Consider the following 18,866-nt stretch of genomic DNA (forward strand, 5'->3'; position numbering starts at 1 on the left):
GTTTTGCATCTGACCTTGAAGCCGCTTCCGTTTACCCCGGGATCACATAGCGTATGGAACTCCGACATCTCCGCTACTTTCTGGCCGTGGCCGCCGCGTCGAACTTCACCAAGGCCGCGGAAGCGCTCGGCATGGGGCAGCCGCCGTTGAGCCAGCAGATCAAGGCGCTCGAGAGCGAACTGGGCGTCGAGCTGTTCAGGCGGACCGCGCGCGGTGCCGAGCTGACCGTCGCGGGAGAGGTGTTCGCGGAAGAGGCGCGGCGCGTGCTCGACGATGCGGAGCGCGCGGCGCGGGCGGCCAGGCGGGCCGCACGCGGCGAAATCGGGCAGCTGCGGGTCGGCTTCACCGGCACGGCGGCGTTCAATTCGAAAGTGGCCGACCTGATTCGCCGTTTCCGCGAAGCGTTTCCGGACACGGAGCTGACGTTGCAGGAAGCGACTTCCGGCGTGCTGCTGGAGGCGCTGGCAGCCGGGCGGCTCGACGTCGCGATCGTGCGTCCGGAGCGTCGCATCGCCGACACGTTGCTGGCGGCGGACTGGGACGAGGAGCCGATGTTCGTCGCGCTGCCGGTCGCGCATCGGCTGGCGCAGCGGCGCCGGATCGATCTGGCGGCGCTGGCCGACGAGGCGTTCGTCCAGGTGCCGCGCGAAGCGGGCAGTGCGCTGTTCGACGACATCGTCGCCGCCTGCAATGCCGCCGGCTTCCAGCCGCGCATGGCGCAGCCGGCGCCGCAAATCGCCTCGGCGGTGACGCTCGTCGCGGCCGGGCTCGGCGTGTCGATCGTGCCGAAGGCGATCACGCAGGTGCAGGTCGCGGGCGTCGTGTATCGGCCGGTCGCGGGTAACGGCCTGCGCGCGCGGCTGGCGATTGCGTCGCGACGCGATGATCCGTCGGCGGTGGTGCGTAATTTTCTGACGCTGGCGTGAGCGTGCGGCTTGTCGATTTCCATCGACTCGCGTGAACGCCGAATCTGGCTGGCCGCACGTTGCCCGTTTCGTCGATGGGCCGGATGCGATCCGCGGTGAATATTCGGATTGACGAATCGCCCACTTTGTCCGGAATGCCCGCTGTCGCGGCTCCGCGGTCGCGCGGCCACCCGGCATGCGGGTTTCGATGCGTATGTTGCGCGATGCGGCGTGGACTATAAATGGAGCGTGTACCGGTGCTTGTCGGGCGTCCGCGCGTCTCGCGCCGGGCGTCGCGCGACTGCCGGGGGAGGTGCACCGTGGTTCGCCAGACGCTTGCTCGCGCCGTGCTTCGCACCGCGTTGACCGGGGGCGTGTTCGCCTGCTTTTTGTCGTCCCTGCCGCCCACCTTTGCCGCGACCGTCGCGCCACCTGCCGTACCGCCCGCCACCCCGCCCGTCGCGAAGGATCGCCCGGTGGCACCGCCTTACTCGATGCCGGTCGACTTCCCCGCGATCGTTGACCGCTACGGCCCGGCGGTCGTGACCATCATGACGGCCGCGCCCGACCAGCAGGCGGCAGGCCCGTCGTTCACGATCCTCGATCCCGACGATCCGATCGCCGCGTTCTTCCGGCGCGGCGCGCCGCCGCCGTCGACCCAGGGGCCGCAGGCGCCGGCGCCCGACACGTCGCCGCGCGCGGTGTCCGGCAGCGGCTCGGGCTTCATCGTCAGCGCCGACGGGCTGATCCTGACGTCCGCGCATGTCGTCGGCGATGCGAGCGACGTGACGGTGCGGCTCGCCGACCGTCGCGAATTCAAGGCGACGGTGCTGGCCGTCGATCCGCAGAGCGACGTCGCGGTGCTGCACGCCGACGCGACGAAGCTGCCTTTCGTGCGCATCGGCGATTCGTCGCGGGTGCGCGCGGGCGAGCCGGTGATGACGATCGGCGCGCCGGACGGCTCGGGCAACACGGTGACGGCCGGCATCGTCAGCGCGACGTCGCATGCGCTGCCCGACGGCGGCGTGTTTCCGTTCTTCGAGACGGACATCGCGGTGAATCCCGACAATTCCGGCGGCCCCGTGTTCAACCGGGCGGGCGACGTGATCGGCATCGCGGTGCAGGTGTACACGGGCGCGAACCGCTACGCGAGCATGACGTTCGCGATTCCGATCGCGCTCGCGGCGAAGGTGCGTGCGCAGGTTCAGGCGCAGATGCGGGCCAACGCGCAGGCGCAGCGCGCGTCGTCCGGCAATGCGCTGGGCGTCGACGTGCAGGACGTCGGCATCGGGCTGGCCGCCGCGTTCGGCTTGCCGCGTCCGGCGGGCGCGCTCGTCAACGGCGTCGATTCCGGCTCGCCGGCCGCCGCGGCCGGCGTGAGGCCCGGCGACGTGATCGTGCAGTTCGGCGACAAGCCGATCGGCCGGTCGGCCGAGCTGAACGACCTGGCCGCCGCGTTGCCGCCCGGCGGGAAGGCGCCGCTGCGGCTGATCCGCAACCGCGTGCCGATGGTGCTGACGGTCACGGGAGCGGACGACGCGATCGGCAACGCCGCCGCCGCGGGCAGCGCTGGCGCGGCGGGCGCCGCGGGTGCTGCCGGCGTGGCCGGTGTAGCCGCAGCCGCCGCACGGCCGGCCGACGGCGGCGATCGCCTCGGGCTGACGATGCACCCACTGAGCGACGACGAACGGCGCTCGACGGGGCTCGCGGTCGGGATGATGGTCGACGCGGTGCACGGGCCGGCGGCGAGTGCGGGGATCCGGCCGGGGGACGTCGTCCTCGAACTCAACGACACGCTGCTCGAAACGCCGGACGACGTGCAGACGCTCGAAGCGACCGGCGGCAGCGTGATCGCGGTGCTGATCCAGCGCGACAACGCGCGCAGGTTCGTGTCGGTGCATGCAAGATAGGGCGTTGACGCGGGCTGCGTCGTGCGCCTACCATCGTTCGACATCGCTGCCCGCGACTCGGGCATTCAGGCGCTATCCGGCATGAAAACGGGCATGAATACGGGCATGAATACGGCAAGCTTCATCGTAGTAGTACACAGGCGCAGGGTCCGGTAGCGGCACCGCGCCGGCACCCATGCGCCCCCGACTGGTTCGGGGGCTTTTTTTGCGTTGCGCACGGCCATGCGGCGCGTGCGCGGAGGGCATCCGCTTGCAATCGAACCTGCCGATCGCTTCCGAACCGGCTGCGCCGCGACACGCGACGCTGCTCCTCTTGTGCGCGTTCTCGGTGCTGCCGTTGAGCCTGTTCCTGCCGTCGCTGCCCGCGATCGCGCGCGACCTGCGCGCCGGCTACGCGATGGTCGCGCTGTCGCTCGGCGGTTACGCGGCGGTGGCCGCGTCGCTGGAGTGCGTGATGGGGCCGCTGTCGGACCGGTTCGGGCGGCGGCCGATCGTGCTGACGAGCATCGGCGTGTTTACGCTCGGCTCGCTCGGTTGCGCGATGGCGACCGATATCCGCGTGTTTCTCGGCTGCCGGCTGATGCAGGCGGCGATCACGTCGGTCTACCCGGTGTCGATGGCGACGATTCGCGATACCGGCGGCGGTGCGCGCGCGGCGAGCCGGATCGGCTATGCGGCGATGGCGGCCGCGTTCGCGCCGATGTTAGGCCCGACGCTCGGCGGCGCGCTCGATCAGACGGCCGGCTGGCGCGCGAGCTTCTGGCTGCTCGGCGCGGCCGGGATGGTGTTGCTCGGCTGGTGCGCGTTCGATCTCGTCGAAACCCATACGAACCGGTCGCCGTCGCTCGCGCGTCAGCTTCGCGCGTATCCGGCGTTGCTGCATGCGCGCCGCTTCTGGGTCTATGCGCTCTGCATGGCGTTTTCGACGGGGACGTTCTACGCGTTCCTGGCCGGCGCGCCGCTCGCCGCGAAAACGGTGTTCGGTATTCCGCCGGCGGAGATCGGTGTCTGCATGGGGGCGGTCACGGCAGGGTTCGTGTGCGGCAGCTTCGTCGCCGCGCGGCGTGCGCGCGGTTATCCGCTCGCCACGACGATTCTGTGCGGACGAGTCGTCGCGTGCCTGGGGCCGGCGATCGCGCTCGCGCTGTGGTTCGGCGGGGCGACGCACGCGATCGCGTGGTTCGGGCCGTGCGTGCTGATCGGCGTCGGCAACGGGCTGTCGAATCCGGGCGCGCATGCCGGTGCGATGTCGGTGCGGCCGGAACTGGCCGGGAGTGCGTCAGGGCTGGCCGGCGCGATGACGATCGCGGGCGGGGCCGCGTTGTCGTCATTGACGGGCGCGGTGTTGACGACAGGCAACGCGGGTTATGCGCCGCTGGTCATGATGCTGTTGTCCGCCGCGCTCGCGCTCGCGGCCGCCGTGTGCGTGCGCCGGTTCGATGCACGCGAAGGCGACGTGTAATCGACGACGGCATGCGAAGGGCGTGCCGGCCCGGAGCAATGCCCGCATCGCAGCGATCGGCGGCAGGCGGCGCAACGCGACGGCCCTCGAATGGGCGGCCCGTCGCGTGCGCCCTGCGGATGCGTTACGGCTTCGCGCCGACCACGAACTCGAACGCGGCCACGCCATCTACGCCGCCCGTCACGCGGTCGCCCGGCTGCAGCGCGCCGACGCCGGCCGGCGTGCCGGTGAAGATCAGGTCGCCGGCCTTCAGTTCGACCGAGCGCGACACGTATGCGATCACGTCGGGCACGGCCCAGATCATGTCCGCGAGATCGCCTTGCTGGCGCGTTTCGCCGTTGACGTCGAGCCAGATCCGGCCGCTCGCCGGGTGGCCGGTCGCGGTGGCCGGACGCAGCGCGGTCACGGGGCCCGACGCGTCGAAGCCCTTCGCCCAGTCCCACGGACGGCTCAGCTTCTTCGCTTCGGCCTGCAGGTCGCGGCGCGTGAGGTCGACGCCCACGCCGTAGCCCCACACGTGCGACAGCGCGTCGGCCGGGTCGATCGACCGGCCGTCCTTGCCGATCGCGACGACCAGCTCGATTTCATGATGGAGATCGTTCGTCAGCGGCGGATACGGGACGGTGCCGCGGGCCGGGACGATCGCGTCGGCCGGCTTCGTGAAGAAGAACGGCGGTTCGCGATCGGGATCGGCACCCATTTCGCGTGCGTGGTCGGCGTAGTTGCGGCCGACACAGAACACGCGGCGCACCGGAAAGCGCGCGGACGATTGTTCGACTTCGACGGAAGGACGCTCGAAAGCGTCGATGACGTATGCGGACATCGGATGGCCTCGTTCGATGGATAGACGGATGCCGACGTCCGCGCAACGCGGCACGGGCCGGCATGCATGAAACGATACCCGACGCATGTGCTCCCGGATGCGACGCAACTGCGTTTTAACCGGACAAAACTACGCGTCGCCGGCCGCGGATGTGTCGTCGGCGCCGGGCAGCGCGGCGTTCGCGTCCCGGTACGCCTTCGGCGACACGCCGACCCGCGCGCGAAAGCGCCGGGCGAAATACCCTTCGTCGCGGAAGCCGACCGAGCGCGCGATGTCCGCGATGCGCCGGCTCGTATGCGCGAGCAACGATTGGGCGAGCGCGATCCGGCGCTCGGTCACGAGATCGGTGAAGGTGCTGCCGGTTTCCTTGCGCACCAGGTGCGCGAGGTAGTTCGGCGACAGGAACGCGGCCTCGGCGGTCGCGGCGAGCGTCAGGTCCTCGCGGGTCAGGTTCGCACGCACGTGGCGCAGCACGCGCGCGAGCGCGTCGCGCCGGCCGGCCCGTTGCGCGCCGCGCTGCGCGAGCTTGTCGAGCGCACCGGCGTACTGCGTGCAGACGAGCCCGATCAACTGCAGCAGGTAGCCGCGCAGCAGCGTGGTCGAGCCGAACGTGCGCACGCGGTCGGTGTCGAGCATGCACAGCGCGAGGCGGCGCGCCTCGTCGAACGCGTCGCCGGTCAGGATGAAGTCGAGATGCTCCTGGAAGCGGAACGGCGTCAGCTCGGGAAAGCGGTGCGCGGGCACGTCCTCGAGATCGAGCGGATCGACGTCGAGATCGGCGCGCAGGAACGCCTGGCTGAAGTTGATCACGACGAAGTGCGCGCCTTCCGGATGCGGAATCAGGTGCTCGCGGTGCGGCAGCACGAACGCGAGCGCGCCGCGCGGAAACGGCCGCGTGACGCCGCCGATCCGCTGCTCGGTGTCGCCGCCGAGGTTGAACTGGATCTGGAAATACGCGTGCCGGTGCGGCTCGGTGATCGCCTGGCGCGACGTCTGGTCGCGGATGTAGAAGTCGAGCCGGTCGCTGCGTTCGGGCATCCCGTACAGGCGCGGCGGGGCGGTGGAGGGCATGAAGGATTCTGCTGTTCGTGGCGCGGTTGAGCCGCGATGGTACAGCGAAATCGGTCTGCCCCAGGCATCGTCCGAAATCGGGGGCCGGAAGCGGGGGCCGTTGCGGCGCCGGCGGGCGGGTGAACGGGTGGACGACGGGGCGGGACGCCGAATCGTGCCGGCGCCCTCGAGCGCCGTTCCCGTCCCGGCTACCGGTCGATCAGCGGCGCGACGCGCCGCCGCAGCTCGGGCACGACCTCGGCGTCGAACCACGGATGGTGCTTGAACCACGCCTGGTTGCGCGGCGACGGATGCGGCAGCGGCAGTACGTCGGGGCCGTAGTCGCGCCACGCTTCGACGGTGTCGGTCAGCGTGGCCTTGCGCGTGTCGCGCAGGAAATGCCGCTGCGCGTACTGGCCGATCAGCAGCGTGAGCCGGATCGACGGCAGTTCGGCGAGCAGCCGGTCGATCCACAATTGCGCGCATTCGGGGCGCGGCGGGTTGTCGCCGCTCGCGCCGCGGCCCGGGTAGCAGAAACCCATCGGCACGATCGCGAAGCGCGTCTCGTCGTAGAACGTGTCGGCATCGACGCCGAGCCAGTCGCGCAGCCGCTTGCCGCTCGCGTCGTCCCACGGGATGCCGCTCGCATGGACGCGTGCGCCGGGCGCCTGCCCGACGATCAGGATGCGGGCGTCGCGATGGGCGCGCACGACGGGGCGCGGGCCGAGCGGCAGATCGGCTTCGCATGCGCGGCACGCGCGGATTTCGGTGAGCAGCACGTCGAGCGGCGCGCGCGTTCGTTTCGGCATCGATTCGGAATGGGGGCGGCGTGGCGACACGGACCGGAGCGTCCGGGCAGCGCGCCGGGGCCGGTGCATCGCTTCGGGGGGGCGGCATGGCACTGCGCCTTTTAAGACCGCCTCGTATCCGGGCGTCACATGCCCGCTGCACCGCCTTCGGCGACCGCAGCATCATACAACGCGGTTTGCGCGATCGCCGCGGCGATGCCCGCGTCGTCGTGCGTGCCGCCGAGCATGCCCCAGCGCCGGTATTGCGACAGGAACCACTGGCCGTCGTGCGGATCCGGCCGGTTCACGGTGCCGCCGTCGTGAAAGCGGATCGGCAGCGGCGGCTGCGCGAACGGCCCCGTGCCGTAGTCGCCGAGCAGGCGCGGCGCGATCAGCCGGGCCGGCACGCCGAGCGCATCGGGCGATGCGAGCCAGCCGGCCGCGTCGCGGCGGTGCGCGGCGTCGTCGAGCCATGCGCACGCATCGACGAGCGTGCGGATCAGCGCGCGCGCGGTGGCCGGATACAGCGCGACGAACTCGCGCCGGGTCGCGAGCACCTTCTCCGGATGATCGGGCCAGATTTCGCTGGTGACGGCGACGGTGCGGCCCGCGCCGCACGCATCGGCCACCGCGTGCCACGGCTCGCCCGCGCAGAAGCCGTCGAGCTCGCCGCCGGCGAGCGCCGCGACCATCTCGGGCGGCGGGATCACGACGCTGCGCACGTCGCGCAGCGGATCGACGCCGTGCGACGCGAGCCAGTGGTTCAGCCACATCGCGTGCGTGCCGGTCGGGAAGGTCTGCGCGAGCAACGGCTTGCGGCCGAGCGTCGCGAAGGCGGCGCGCACGTCGCCGCTTGCGCGGTACGCGTCGGCGAGGCCGCGGGCGAACGTGATCGCCTGGCCGTTGCGGTTGAGCACCATCAGCGCGGCCATGTCGGCCTGCGGGCCGCCGATGCCGAGCTGCAGCCCGCACACGAGCCCGTACAGCGCGTGCGCGGCGTCGAGCTCGCCGGTCAGCAGCTTGTCGCGCACGGCGGCCCACGACGGCTGGCGGCTCAGTTCGAGCGTGAGGCCGTGGCGCGCGCCGAGCTCGAGCCGTTGCGCGACGATCAGCGGGGCCGCGTCGCTCAGCGCGACGAACCCGAGACGAAGATGCGCGCGTTCCGGCGCGACGGGAGACGAAGTGTTCATGGCAGTCATTGAGGTGGCGCGTCGAGCAGTTGCCGCGCGACGTCGACGATGCGCAGCCCCTGATCCATCGCGCGCTTGCGCAATTGCGCATACGCATCGTGTTCGGACAGTCTGCGCTGATCCATCAGCAGACGCTTCGCGCGGTCGATCAGCTTGCGCTGGGCGAGTTCGCGTTCGACGTCGGCGAGCCGGCGGCGCAGCGCATCGTCGTGCGAGAAGCGCGCGAGCGCGACTTCGAGAATCGGCGCGAGACGCTCGGCCGACAGCCCTTCGACGAGATACGCGCTGACGCCCGCGCCGACTGCCGCGTGAATCAGCGCCTGGTCGGCGTCGTGACTGAACATCAGCACGGGGCGCGGCGCGGTCGCGTGCATCACGGCAAGCTGTTCGAGCGTGTCGCGCGACGGCGAATCGGTATCGATGATCACGACGTCGGGGCGCTGCTCCTCGACGGCGGCGGGCAGGCGCGCGGGCGTCGCGACGTCGTTCAGCATTTCGTAGCCGAGGCGCGCGAGCGCGTCGCCGAGTTCGCCGATCGGCTTGTCGGTATCGGTGACGAGCAGCACGCGCAGGCGTGCGGGCGGGGCGGACGAACTCATGACGCGAACGGGGGCGGACAGGCTGCGGTGCAACGCGTGAATGGAGGTTGCGGGGCGCGGACGGACGGCGACGGATTCGGGGCTGCGCGTTCGCGTCCCCGGCAGCCGGCGCGAACGCGGCTGCGGTCGACGGAAAAGGCGTGCGGACGGCGCCGCGCGATGCGACGCATTACGCGGCCCGGGGCAACATCGCGTGACCGACGGCAGCGGCGGCATCCGTGCACTGCACGAACGCTTCGCCGATCGCCGCCCCGACGAGCATCACGGCCGGGCTGCCGAGCCCGGCCGCGGCCACGCCGTGCGCGAGGCTGTCGAGCGTGCCGGTCCAGCGGCGTTCGTGCGGCGTGCCGGCCCACTGCACGGCGGCGGCCGGCGTCGACGCGGGCAACGCGCCGAGCAGGCCGGCCGCGATGCTGTCGACGCGGCTCATCCCCATGTAGATCGCGAGCGTCGTGCCGGTCGCGGCGAGCGCGCGCCAGTCGGGTTCGCCGTGATCCTGGCGATGCGCGGTAATGAAGGTGACGCCCTGGCAGTGCTCGCGATGCGTGAGCGAGATGCCGAGGCTCGCGGCGGCCGCGAAGCCCGACGAGATGCCGTTGACGATGTCGACCGGAATCGCGGCGGCGCGCAGCGTCGCGAGTTCTTCGCCGGCGCGGCCGAACAGCAGCGCATCGCCGCCCTTGACGCGCACGACGTGCGCGCCGCGCAGCGCGTAGCGGCGCATCAGCCGCTCGATGAACGCCTGCGGCGTGGAGCGGCAGCCGCCGCGCTTGCCGACGCGGATCACGCGCGCGTGCGGCGCGAGTTCGACGATGCCGGGCGCGACGAGATCGTCGAGCAGCAGCACGTCGGCGGCCGCCAGCGCCTTCGCGGCCTTCAGCGTGAGGAGATCGGGATCGCCGGGGCCGGCGCCCAGCAGCGTGACTTTGCCTGTCGTCATGTCGTGTTCCAGTACCGCGTGCGTGCGGCGGTCGAGTGCGTGTCGTTGCGCGGCGGCGGGCGGCCGAAGCGACCACGGCATCCGGCCGTGCCGCGCACGGGGGACGTCGTTGTCCAGGTCTGTCGTGCCCGCCGTTCATGGCGGGCCTGCTTTGCGGAGACTGCCCACCGGCGCCGTTGCCGGTGTGCAGCAGATTCAGCAATATCCGGGCCAACTTGCGCGCGCAACGCGGCGCGCGTGGCGGCATGCACCGCAGCGGCGGCTGCATCGGCCGCAGAGACGCATGCAGCCGCGGGGCCGCAGCGCATGCGATGCCGCATCGGCGTGCATCGTGCCGCACCGGCGCGCACCGCGATGTCGCACGGCGACAGTGCTGCAGCGCACCACATCTGTGCCTCGCTGCATGCCGATGCATCCTGAACGGCGCATCGCGGCGACGCCCGCATCGGCCGGCGAGCCTTGCGCGGCGGGCCTTGCGGCGCGATTCGGTCCGACATGGCACGGCGTTTGCGTAAGCTCGTCCGGGCGGATCAACGGCGATCCGTCCGCAGTACCGATTACCGACGTGCCCGGCAACGGGCTTCATGGGCAACGGCGTCCTACGCATCGGGTCTCTCGACGAGACCGGGTGCGCAGGACGCCGTTTTTCGTTTGGCGGATGACATGACCGACAAAGCTACCCGTATCGATCTCTTCAGCTTCCGCACCGCGCCGATGCGCGCGTTCCATCTCACGTGGATGGCGTTCTTCGTGTGCTTCTTCGCGTGGTTCGCGTGCGCGCCGCTGATGCCGCTGATCGCGCGCGAATTCCATTTCACCGCGGCGCAGGTCGCGAACATCAACATCGCGGCGGTGGCCGCGACGATCGCCGTGCGGCTGCTGGTCGGCCCGATGTGCGACCGTTTCGGCCCGCGCCGCGTGTACGTCGGCCTGCTGGTGCTCGGCGCGATCCCCGTGTTCGCGGTGTCGTTCACGCACGACTACCTGTCGTTCCTGATCTGCCGGCTCGGCATCGGCGCGATCGGCGCGGGCTTCGTGATCACGCAGTACCACACGTCGGTGATGTTCGCGCCGAACGTGGTCGGCACCGCGAACGCGACGACGGCCGGCTGGGGCAACGCCGGCGCGGGCGCGACGCAGGCGATGATGCCGCTGCTCGTCGCGGCCGGCCTGATGCTCGGCTTCGGCGACGACGCGTCGTGGCGTATCGCGCTGGTCGTGCCGGGCGCGGCGATGCTCGTGATGGCGTGGGCGTACTGGCGCTTCACGCAGGACTGCCCGCAAGGCGACTTCGTCGCGCTGCGCAAGCAGGGCGTGACGGTCGACAGCGGCAAGAAGGGCGGCTGGGCGAGCTTCTTTGCCGCGTGCGGCAACTATCGCGTGTGGATGCTGTTCGTCACGTACGGCGCGTGCTTCGGCGTCGAGGTGTTCATCCACAACATCGCCGCGCTGTACTACGTCGATCACTTCAACCTGTCGCTGAAGGATGCCGGCTTCGCGGTCGGCTTGTTCGGGCTGCTCGCGCTGTTCGCCCGCGCGCTCGGCGGCTGGCTGTCGGACAGGATCGCCGCGCGCCGCAGCCTCGACGTGCGCGCGATGCTGCTGTGCGCGCTGATCGTCGGCGAAGGGCTCGGGCTGATCTGGTTCTCGCATGCGCAAGGCATCGGTACGGCGCTCGTCGCGATGCTGACCTTCGGCCTCTTCACGCACATGGCCTGCGGCGCGACCTACGCGCTCGTGCCGTTCATCGACCGCAAGGCGCTCGGCGGCGTCGCGGGGATCGTCGGCGCGGGCGGCAACGTCGGCGCGGTGGCCGCGGCCTTCCTGCTGAAGGGCGTCGGCGACGTGCAGCAGACGCTGAGCATGCTCGGCCTCGCCGTCACCGCGACCGCGCTGTGCGCGATGGCCGTGCGCTTCAGCGAAGAACACAAGGCACGCGAGGCCGAGCTGCGCGATCGCGCGCTGGCCGCCGCCAACGCCGCGAACTGACCGACCGAAGGAAACGTCATCATGAAACTCATCGTCATCGGCCACGGGATGGTCGGCCACAAGCTCCTCGAATGCATCGCGGCACAAGCCGGCACGGCGCACGCGCTGCAGGTCACGGTGCTCGGCGAGGAACCGCGCCCGGCATACGACCGCGTGCACCTGTCGGAATTCTTCGCGGGCAAGTCGGCGGACGACCTGTCGCTCGTCGAGCCGGGCTTCTTCGCGCGTCATCCGCAGTTCGATCTGCGCCTGAACGCGTGCGTCGCGTCGATCGATCGCGATGCGCACACGGTCACGCTCGCGTCGGGCGAAACGCTCGCGTACGACAAGCTGGTGCTCGCGACGGGCTCGCGCCCGTTCGTGCCGCCGATGCCCGGCCACGATCGCTCGGGCTGCTTCGTGTACCGCACGATCGAGGATCTCGAAGCGATGCAGGCGTGCGGCACGCACGCGAAGCGCGGCGTGGTGGTCGGCGGCGGGCTGCTCGGCCTCGAATGCGCGAAGGCGCTGCGCGACATGGGGCTCGATACGCACGTCGTCGAATTCGCGCCGCGGCTGATGGCCGTGCAGGTCGACGACGGCGGCGGCCGGATGCTGCGCGCGAAGATCGAGGCGCTCGGCGTGACCGTGCATACGGGCAAGAACACGCGGGAAATCGTCGACGGCGAGGCAGGCGTGCACCGGATGGCGTTCGCCGATGGCTCGCACCTCGACGCCGACATGATCGTGTTCTCGGCCGGCATCCGCGCCCGCGACGAACTGGCGCGCGCCTGCGGGCTGGACATCGGCCCGCGCGGCGGCGTCGCGATCGACGACGCGTGCCGCACGAGCGACGCCGACATCTACGCGATCGGCGAATGCGCGGCCTGGAACGGGATGGTGTACGGCCTGGTCGCGCCGGGTTACGACATGGCGCGCGTGGTCGCGAAGCAGCTCGGCGGCGACGTCGACGAAGCGGCCGAAGCCGCGTTCGCCGGCGCCGACATGAGCACCAAGCTGAAGCTGATGGGCGTCGACGTCGCGAGCATCGGCGACGCGCACGGCGCCACCGCCGGCAGCCGCACCTACCAGTACGCGGACGAGCGCCGCCAGGTCTACAAGAAGCTGGTGGTGTCGGACTGCGGCAAGTTCCTGCACGGCGCGGTGATGGTCGGCGACGCGGCCGAATACGGCACGCTGCTGCAGATGATGCTGAACCGCATCGAGCTGCCCGAGTCGCCGGAATTCCTGATCCTGCCGTCGTCGGACGGCGCGGCGAAGCCCGCGATCGGCGTCGACGCATTGCCGGAAGGCGCGCAGATCTGTTCGTGCAACAACGTGTCGAAGTCGCAGATCTGCACGGCGGTGGCCGGCGGCGCGACCAGCCTCGGCGCGCTGAAGTCGTGCACGGGCGCCGGCACGTCGTGCGGCGGCTGCGTGCCGCTCGTCACGCAGATCATGAAGGCCGAGATGAAGAAGCAGGGCCTCGCGGTCAACAACCATCTGTGCGAGCACTTCCCGCATTCGCGCCAGGAGCTGTTCCACCTGATCCGCGTGGAGCGCATCACGACGTTCGACGAACTGCTGGCAAAGCACGGCCACGGCCTCGGCTGCGACGTGTGCAAGCCGGCCGTCGCGGGCATCCTCGCGTCGTGCTTCAACGAGTTCGTGCTGAAGAAGGAGCACGCGGGGCTGCAGGACTCGAACGACTACTACCTCGCGAACATCCAGCGCGACGGCACGTATTCGGTCGTGCCGCGCATGCCGGGCGGCGAGGTGACGCCGGAAGGGCTGATCGCGGTCGGCCAGGTCGCGCGCAAGTACGGCCTCTACACGAAGATCACCGGCGGCCAGCGCGTCGACCTGTTCGGCGCGCGCGTCGAGCAATTGCCGTCGATCTGGGAAGAGCTGATCGCGGCCGGCTTCGAATCGGGGCATGCGTACGGCAAGTCGGTGCGCACCGTGAAGTCGTGCGTCGGCTCGACGTGGTGCCGCTACGGCGTCGACGATTCGGTCGGCCTCGCGATCGACATCGAGAATCGCTACAAGGGCTTGCGCGCGCCGCACAAGATCAAGTTCGGCGTGTCGGGCTGCACGCGCGAGTGCGCGGAAGCGCAGGGCAAGGACATCGGGATCATCGCGACCGAGAAGGGCTGGAACCTGTACGTGTGCGGCAACGGCGGGATGAAGCCGCGCCACGCCGAACTGCTCGCGTCCGACCTCGACCGCGCGACGCTGATCCGCTACATCGACCGCTTCCTGATGTTCTACGTGCGCACGGCCGACCGGCTGCAGCGCACCAGCGTGTGGCGCGACAACCTCGAAGGCGGGCTCGACTACCTGACCGACGTCGTCGTGCACGACAAGCTCGGGATCGCGGCCGAGCTCGAGGCCGACATGCAGCACGTGGTCGACACGTACGAATGCGAATGGAAGAAGGCCGTCACCGATCCGGACACGCGCAAGCGCTTCCGCCATTTCGTGAACAGCGACGCGCCGGACACCACCATCGCATTCGTCGAGACGCGCGGCCAGATCCGTCCCGCGACGCCCGACGAGCGCGTGGGCGGCAAGCCCGTGTCGATTCCCGTCGTCGCCGAATCCGCGATCGAATCCGCAACCGTCTGACCCTGACCGACACCAGCGTCTTTTCCAAGGAGCCCATCATGAACGATCGTCTTCCCCTGTCCTGGACCCGCGTGTGCCCGCTCGACGACATCGTGCCGAACACCGGCGTATGCGCGCTCGTCAACGGCGAGCAGGTCGCGGTGTTTCATGTCGCGCATGCCGAAGGCGGTGTGTTCGCGATCGACAACGTCGACCCGGTGTCGCACGCGGCCGTGATGTCGCGCGGGCTGATCGGCAGCCTCGGCGAGCGCGTCGTGGTTGCCTCGCCGCTGTACAAGCAGCATTTCGACCTGCGCACCGGCGAATGCCTGGAAGCGCCCGAGCAATCGGTGAGCGCGTATCCGTCGCGGGTCGAGGACGGTTTCGTGTGGATCGCCGCCTGAGCATCCCGGAGCACGCATGAGCGCCACCCCCGTCAAGAGCGTGTGCCCGTACTGCGGCGTCGGCTGCGGGATGGTGCTGCACGTCGAGGATGGCGAAGTCGTCAAGGTGTCCGGCGACTCCGACCATCCGACCAACTTCGGGCGGCTGTGCACGAAGGGCTCGTCCGCGCACGTCGCGCTGCGCCGCTCGGGGCGGCTCGATCGCGCGTTCGTGCGCCGCGCTCGCGAGGACGACCTCGTGCCGCTGCCGGCGCGCGACGCGATCGCCGAGACCGCGCGGCGGCTGCGCGCGGTGCTCGACACGCACGGGCCCGATGCGCTGTCGTTCTACGTGTCGGGGCAGATGTCGGTCGAGGCGCAATACCTCGTGAACAAGCTCGCGAAGGGCTTCGTCGGCACCAACAACATCGAGTCGAATTCGCGGCTGTGCATGGCGAGCGCGAGCACCGGCTACAAGCAGTCGCTCGGCGCGGACGGCCCGCCCGGGTCGTACCAGGACTTCGATCGCGCGAACCTGTTCTTCGTGATCGGCGCGAACATGGCCGACTGTCACCCGATCCTGTTCCTGCGGATGATGGATCGCGTGAAGGCCGGCGCGAAGCTGATCGTCGTCGATCCGCGCCGCACCGGCACCGCCGACAAGGCCGACCTGTTCCTGCAGATCCGGCCGGGCACGGATCTCGCGCTGACCAACGGGCTGCTGCACCTGCTGCACGCGAACGGGCGCACCGACGCCGCGTTCATCGACGCATACACCGAAGGCTGGGACGCGATGCCCGCGTTCCTCGCCGACTACACGCCCGAACGCGTCGCTGAAATCACGGGGCTCGCGGAAGCCGACCTCCGCACGGCCGCGCAATGGATCGGCGACGCGCAGGACTGGATGAGCTGCTGGACGATGGGGCTCAACCAGAGCACGCACGGCGTGTGGAACACCAACGCGATCTGCAACCTGCATCTCGCGACGGGCACGATCTGCCGCACCGGGAGCGGGCCGTTCTCGCTGACCGGCCAGCCGAACGCGATGGGCGGGCGCGAGATGGGCTACATGGGCCCGGGGCTGCCGGGCCAGCGCTCGGTGCTGTCCGACGACGACCGGCGCTTCGTCGAGCACCTGTGGCGCGTGCCGGCCGGCACGCTGCGCAAGGACGCCGGCAAGGGCACCGTCGACCTGTTCGAGCGGATGGCGGCCGGCGACATCAAGGCGTGCTGGATCGTCTGCACGAATCCGGTCGCGACCGTGCCGAACCGGCAGAACGTGATCGCGGGGCTGCAGGCCGCCGAGCTCGTGATCGCGCAGGACGCGTTCCTCGACACCGAGACCAACCGCTACGCGGACATCCTGCTGCCGGGCGCGCTGTGGGCCGAGGGCGACGGCGTGATGATCAACTCCGAGCGCAACATGACGTTGATGCGCGCCGCGATCGCGCCGCCCGGCGACGCGCTGCCGGACTGGCGCATCGTCGCGGAAGTCGCGCGCGCGATGGGCTTCGGCGATGCGTTCGACTATGCGTCGGCGGCCGACGTGTTCGACGAGATCGTGCGCTTCTCGAATCCGGCGACGGGCTACGACCTGCGCGGCGCGAGCCATGCGGCGCTGCGCGACGGCCCGGTGCAATGGCCGGTCGCGCCGGGCACCGCGCGCGAGCGGCACCCGGTCCGCTACCTGAACGACGGCGTGAGCCAGACGCTGCGCGCCGCCGCCGACGGGCACGAGGCGCCGCGCCTCGCGTTCCCGACACCGTCCGGCAAGGCGCGCTTCTTCGCGCGGCCGCACGTCGCGCCGGCCGAGCTGCCCGACGACACGTTCCCGATCGTGCTGAACACCGGCCGGCTGCAGCACCAATGGCACACGATGACGAAGACGGGCAAGGTCGCGATGCTCAACAAGCTGAACCCGCGCCCGTTCGTCGAACTGCATCCGGACGACGCGCGCGCGCTCGGCATCGCCGCGAAGGACAGCGTCGAGATCCGCTCGGCGCGCGGCCGCGCGGTGCTGCCGGCCGTCGTGACCGAGCGCGTGCGGCGCGGCAACTGCTTCGCGCCGATGCACTGGAACGACGTGTACGGCGACGATCTGTGCATCAATGCGGTGACGAACGACGCGATCGATCCGGAATCGCAGCAACCCGAACTGAAATATTGCGCGGTCGCGCTGACGCGCGTCGACACCGACGCGTTCGCGTCGGCCGACGACGACACGGCGCGCAACGACGCAGGCGCGGACGATGCGCGACCCACGCCCGCGATCGCCATCGCGCCGCCGATCACGGCTTCACAGGAATCCGACATGGCAGACCTCGACACTTTTGCGGCCGCGCTCGGCGTGGCCGATCTCGCGCCGCCGCCGCTGAGCGATGCGGAACGCCTGTACGTGGCCGGCCTCGTCAGCGGGCTGAAGGCGAGCGCCGGCCGGCGCGAAGGCAGCGTGCCGGTGCTGCCGGCCGGCGCGCCGCTCACGCCGCCGGTGCGGTTCTGGCTCGACGGGATGCTCGCCGGGCTGTTCAGCCGTACCTTGCCCGCCGGCGCGCCCGCTGCGGCGGCGCCCGCGCTGCCGGCGGAAGCCGCCGCGCCCGGCGGCGTGCGGATCGTGCGCACGCGCCCGAAGGTCGTGCTGCTGTGGGCGTCGCAGACGGGCAATATCGAATCGCTGACCGAGGATTACGCGACGCAGCTGATGAACGCGGGCTTCGAGATCCGCACCGCATGCATGTCCGATTACACCGTCGCGTCGCTGGCCGGCGCGCAATACGTGCTGCTGATGACGAGCACGTTCGGCGACGGCGACGCGCCCGACAACGGCAGCGAGTTCTGGGACGCGCTGCAGGCCGGCGGCGTCGCGCGGCTCGACGGCGTGCACTTCGCGGTACTGGCATTCGGTGATCGCAACTACGACCAGTTCTGCGGACACGGCCGCCGGCTCGACGCACGGCTCGCGGAACTCGGCGCGGCACGCCTGTGCGCGCGCGTCGACTGCGACGTCGAATTCCAGCGCGATGCCGACCAGTGGCTCGAACGCGTGGTCGCGCGGATCAAGGAGGCCGATGCGGCGCTGCACGCGGTGCCGACCACGGGGATGAGCCCGTCGGGGCTGCTGCCGAGCAAGGCGCATCCGGCGCCGTCGAAGCTCGTCGCGAACCTGCGGCTCAACCGTCCGGGCGCGGCGAAGGACACGCGCTACGTGTCGCTGTCGACCGACGGCGCGAACCTCGAATACGAAGCCGGCGACGCGCTCGGCGTGTGGCCGACCAACTGCCCGGAGCTGGTCGACGAGCTGCTGGCCGTCACCGCGCTGAAGGCCGATGCGCCGGTGTCGGTCGCGGGCGTCGGCGACGTGCGGCTCGGCGATGCGCTCGCGTGCCACTTCGACATCACGCGCCCGCATCCGGACACGCTGGCGTTCATCGCGTCGCGCAGCACGAACGGCGCACTGAAGGCGCTGCTCGGCGACGAGCGCAAGGCCGATCTGAAGCAATGGTTGTGGGGGCAACAGCTTGCGGACGTGCTGCACGAGTTTCCGGTCGAGCTGTCGGGCACGGAGCTGGTCTCGATGCTCAAGCGCATGCAGCCGCGCCTGTATTCGATCGCGTCGAGCCCGAGCGCGCACCAGGGCGAGATTCACCTGACCGTGTCGGCCGTGCGTTATCACAACGGCCGCCGCGCACGCAAAGGCGTCGCGTCGACGTTCCTCGCCGATCGCGCGGACGACGGCCGCGTGCCGGTGTTCGTGCAGAAGTCCGCGCATTTCCGGCCGCCGGTGAACGGCGACGTGCCGGTCGTGATGGTGGGGCCGGGCACCGGCGTCGCGCCGTTCCGCGGCTTCCTGCACGAGCGGCAGGCGCGCGGCGCGCGCGGCCGCAACTGGCTGTTCTTCGGCGAGCAGCATGCGCAGACCGACTTCTACTACGGCGACGAGCTGGGCGCGATGCGCGACAGCGGCTTCCTGACGCGGCTCGATCTCGCGTTCTCGCGCGACCAGGCCGACAAGATCTACGTGCAGGACCGGATGCGCGAGCAGGGCGCCGAGCTGTACGCGTGGCTGGAGGAGGGCGCGCACTTCTACGTGTGCGGCGACGCCGCGCGCATGGCGAAGGACGTCGATACCGCGCTGAAGGCGATCGTGGCCGAGCACGGCGGGATGTCGGACGAAGCCGCGAACGACTACGTCGCGCGGCTCGCGAAGGCGCGGCGCTACATGCGGGACGTGTACTGATCGTGGG

General features: G+C 70.6%; 13 protein-coding genes. 7 read left to right on the forward strand and 6 right to left on the reverse strand.

The window, feature by feature from the left end; genetic code table 11:
- Window positions 1–53: 53 nt before the first annotated feature.
- The 3 genes from BME24068_RS13085 (at window position 54) to BME24068_RS13095 (ending at window position 4,277) form a co-directional block, all read left to right on the forward strand.
- Window positions 54–926 (forward strand): LysR family transcriptional regulator, encoded by an 873-nt coding sequence (locus BME24068_RS13085; RefSeq protein ID WP_174926317.1) that lies wholly within the window; start codon window positions 54–56, stop codon window positions 924–926.
- Window positions 927–1,225: 299 nt separating this feature from the next.
- A complete protein-coding gene (locus tag BME24068_RS13090) occupies window positions 1,226–2,815 on the forward strand; it encodes a trypsin-like peptidase domain-containing protein (RefSeq protein ID WP_174926318.1) in 1,590 nt (529 codons plus the stop codon).
- Window positions 2,816–3,065: 250 nt separating this feature from the next.
- Window positions 3,066–4,277 (forward strand): MFS transporter, encoded by a 1,212-nt coding sequence (locus tag BME24068_RS13095; protein ID WP_174926319.1) that lies wholly within the window; start codon window positions 3,066–3,068, stop codon window positions 4,275–4,277.
- Window positions 4,278–4,401: 124 nt separating this feature from the next.
- Here the strand turns inward: BME24068_RS13095 and BME24068_RS13100 are convergent, their stop codons facing one another.
- The 6 genes from BME24068_RS13100 to cobA all read right to left on the reverse strand — a co-directional run bounded on the left by BME24068_RS13100 (window position 4,402) and on the right by cobA (window position 9,667).
- On the reverse strand, window positions 4,402–5,100 hold the full coding sequence (locus tag BME24068_RS13100) for a fumarylacetoacetate hydrolase family protein (RefSeq protein ID WP_174926320.1): 699 nt from the start codon (window positions 5,098–5,100) through the stop codon (window positions 4,402–4,404).
- Between the two features lie 129 nt (window positions 5,101–5,229).
- Window positions 5,230–6,171, reverse strand: coding sequence for a helix-turn-helix transcriptional regulator (locus tag BME24068_RS13105; protein ID WP_174926321.1), 942 nt, complete (start codon window positions 6,169–6,171; stop codon window positions 5,230–5,232).
- A gap of 188 nt (window positions 6,172–6,359) precedes the next feature.
- Window positions 6,360–6,959 carry a uracil-DNA glycosylase family protein gene (locus tag BME24068_RS13110; protein ID WP_174926322.1) on the reverse strand — a complete coding sequence of 200 codons (600 nt, stop codon included), beginning with the start codon at window positions 6,957–6,959 and terminating at the stop codon, window positions 6,360–6,362.
- 125 nt (window positions 6,960–7,084) lie between these two features.
- The gene (locus BME24068_RS13115; RefSeq protein ID WP_174926323.1) at window positions 7,085–8,128 is read right to left on the reverse strand and encodes a CmpA/NrtA family ABC transporter substrate-binding protein; all 1,044 of its coding nucleotides are present in this window, start codon (window positions 8,126–8,128) and stop codon (window positions 7,085–7,087) included.
- A gap of 5 nt (window positions 8,129–8,133) precedes the next feature.
- The gene (locus BME24068_RS13120) at window positions 8,134–8,727 is read right to left on the reverse strand and encodes an ANTAR domain-containing response regulator (RefSeq protein ID WP_174926324.1); all 594 of its coding nucleotides are present in this window, start codon (window positions 8,725–8,727) and stop codon (window positions 8,134–8,136) included.
- A 169-nt stretch (window positions 8,728–8,896) separates the two neighbouring features.
- The gene (gene cobA, locus BME24068_RS13125) at window positions 8,897–9,667 is read right to left on the reverse strand and encodes a uroporphyrinogen-III C-methyltransferase (RefSeq protein WP_174926325.1); all 771 of its coding nucleotides are present in this window, start codon (window positions 9,665–9,667) and stop codon (window positions 8,897–8,899) included.
- 663 nt (window positions 9,668–10,330) lie between these two features.
- Between cobA and BME24068_RS13130 the strand changes: the two genes are divergently transcribed.
- The 4 genes from BME24068_RS13130 to BME24068_RS13145 are packed head-to-tail and all read left to right on the forward strand — an operon-like array spanning window position 10,331 to window position 18,859.
- A complete protein-coding gene (locus BME24068_RS13130; protein ID WP_174926326.1) occupies window positions 10,331–11,656 on the forward strand; it encodes an MFS transporter in 1,326 nt (441 codons plus the stop codon).
- A 21-nt stretch (window positions 11,657–11,677) separates the two neighbouring features.
- Window positions 11,678–14,263 (forward strand): nitrite reductase large subunit NirB, encoded by a 2,586-nt coding sequence (gene nirB / locus BME24068_RS13135; protein WP_174926327.1) that lies wholly within the window; start codon window positions 11,678–11,680, stop codon window positions 14,261–14,263.
- A 38-nt stretch (window positions 14,264–14,301) separates the two neighbouring features.
- Window positions 14,302–14,646, forward strand: coding sequence for a nitrite reductase small subunit NirD (gene nirD / locus BME24068_RS13140; RefSeq protein WP_096499684.1), 345 nt, complete (start codon window positions 14,302–14,304; stop codon window positions 14,644–14,646).
- A 16-nt stretch (window positions 14,647–14,662) separates the two neighbouring features.
- Complete coding sequence (locus BME24068_RS13145; protein WP_174926328.1) at window positions 14,663–18,859, forward strand: bifunctional nitrate reductase/sulfite reductase flavoprotein subunit alpha; 4,197 nt, start codon at window positions 14,663–14,665, stop codon at window positions 18,857–18,859.
- Window positions 18,860–18,866: the final 7 nt, after the last annotated feature.

The sequence above is a fragment of the Burkholderia anthina genome, from assembly GCF_902498995.1.
In the GTDB taxonomy this organism is placed as follows: domain Bacteria; phylum Pseudomonadota; class Gammaproteobacteria; order Burkholderiales; family Burkholderiaceae; genus Burkholderia; species Burkholderia anthina.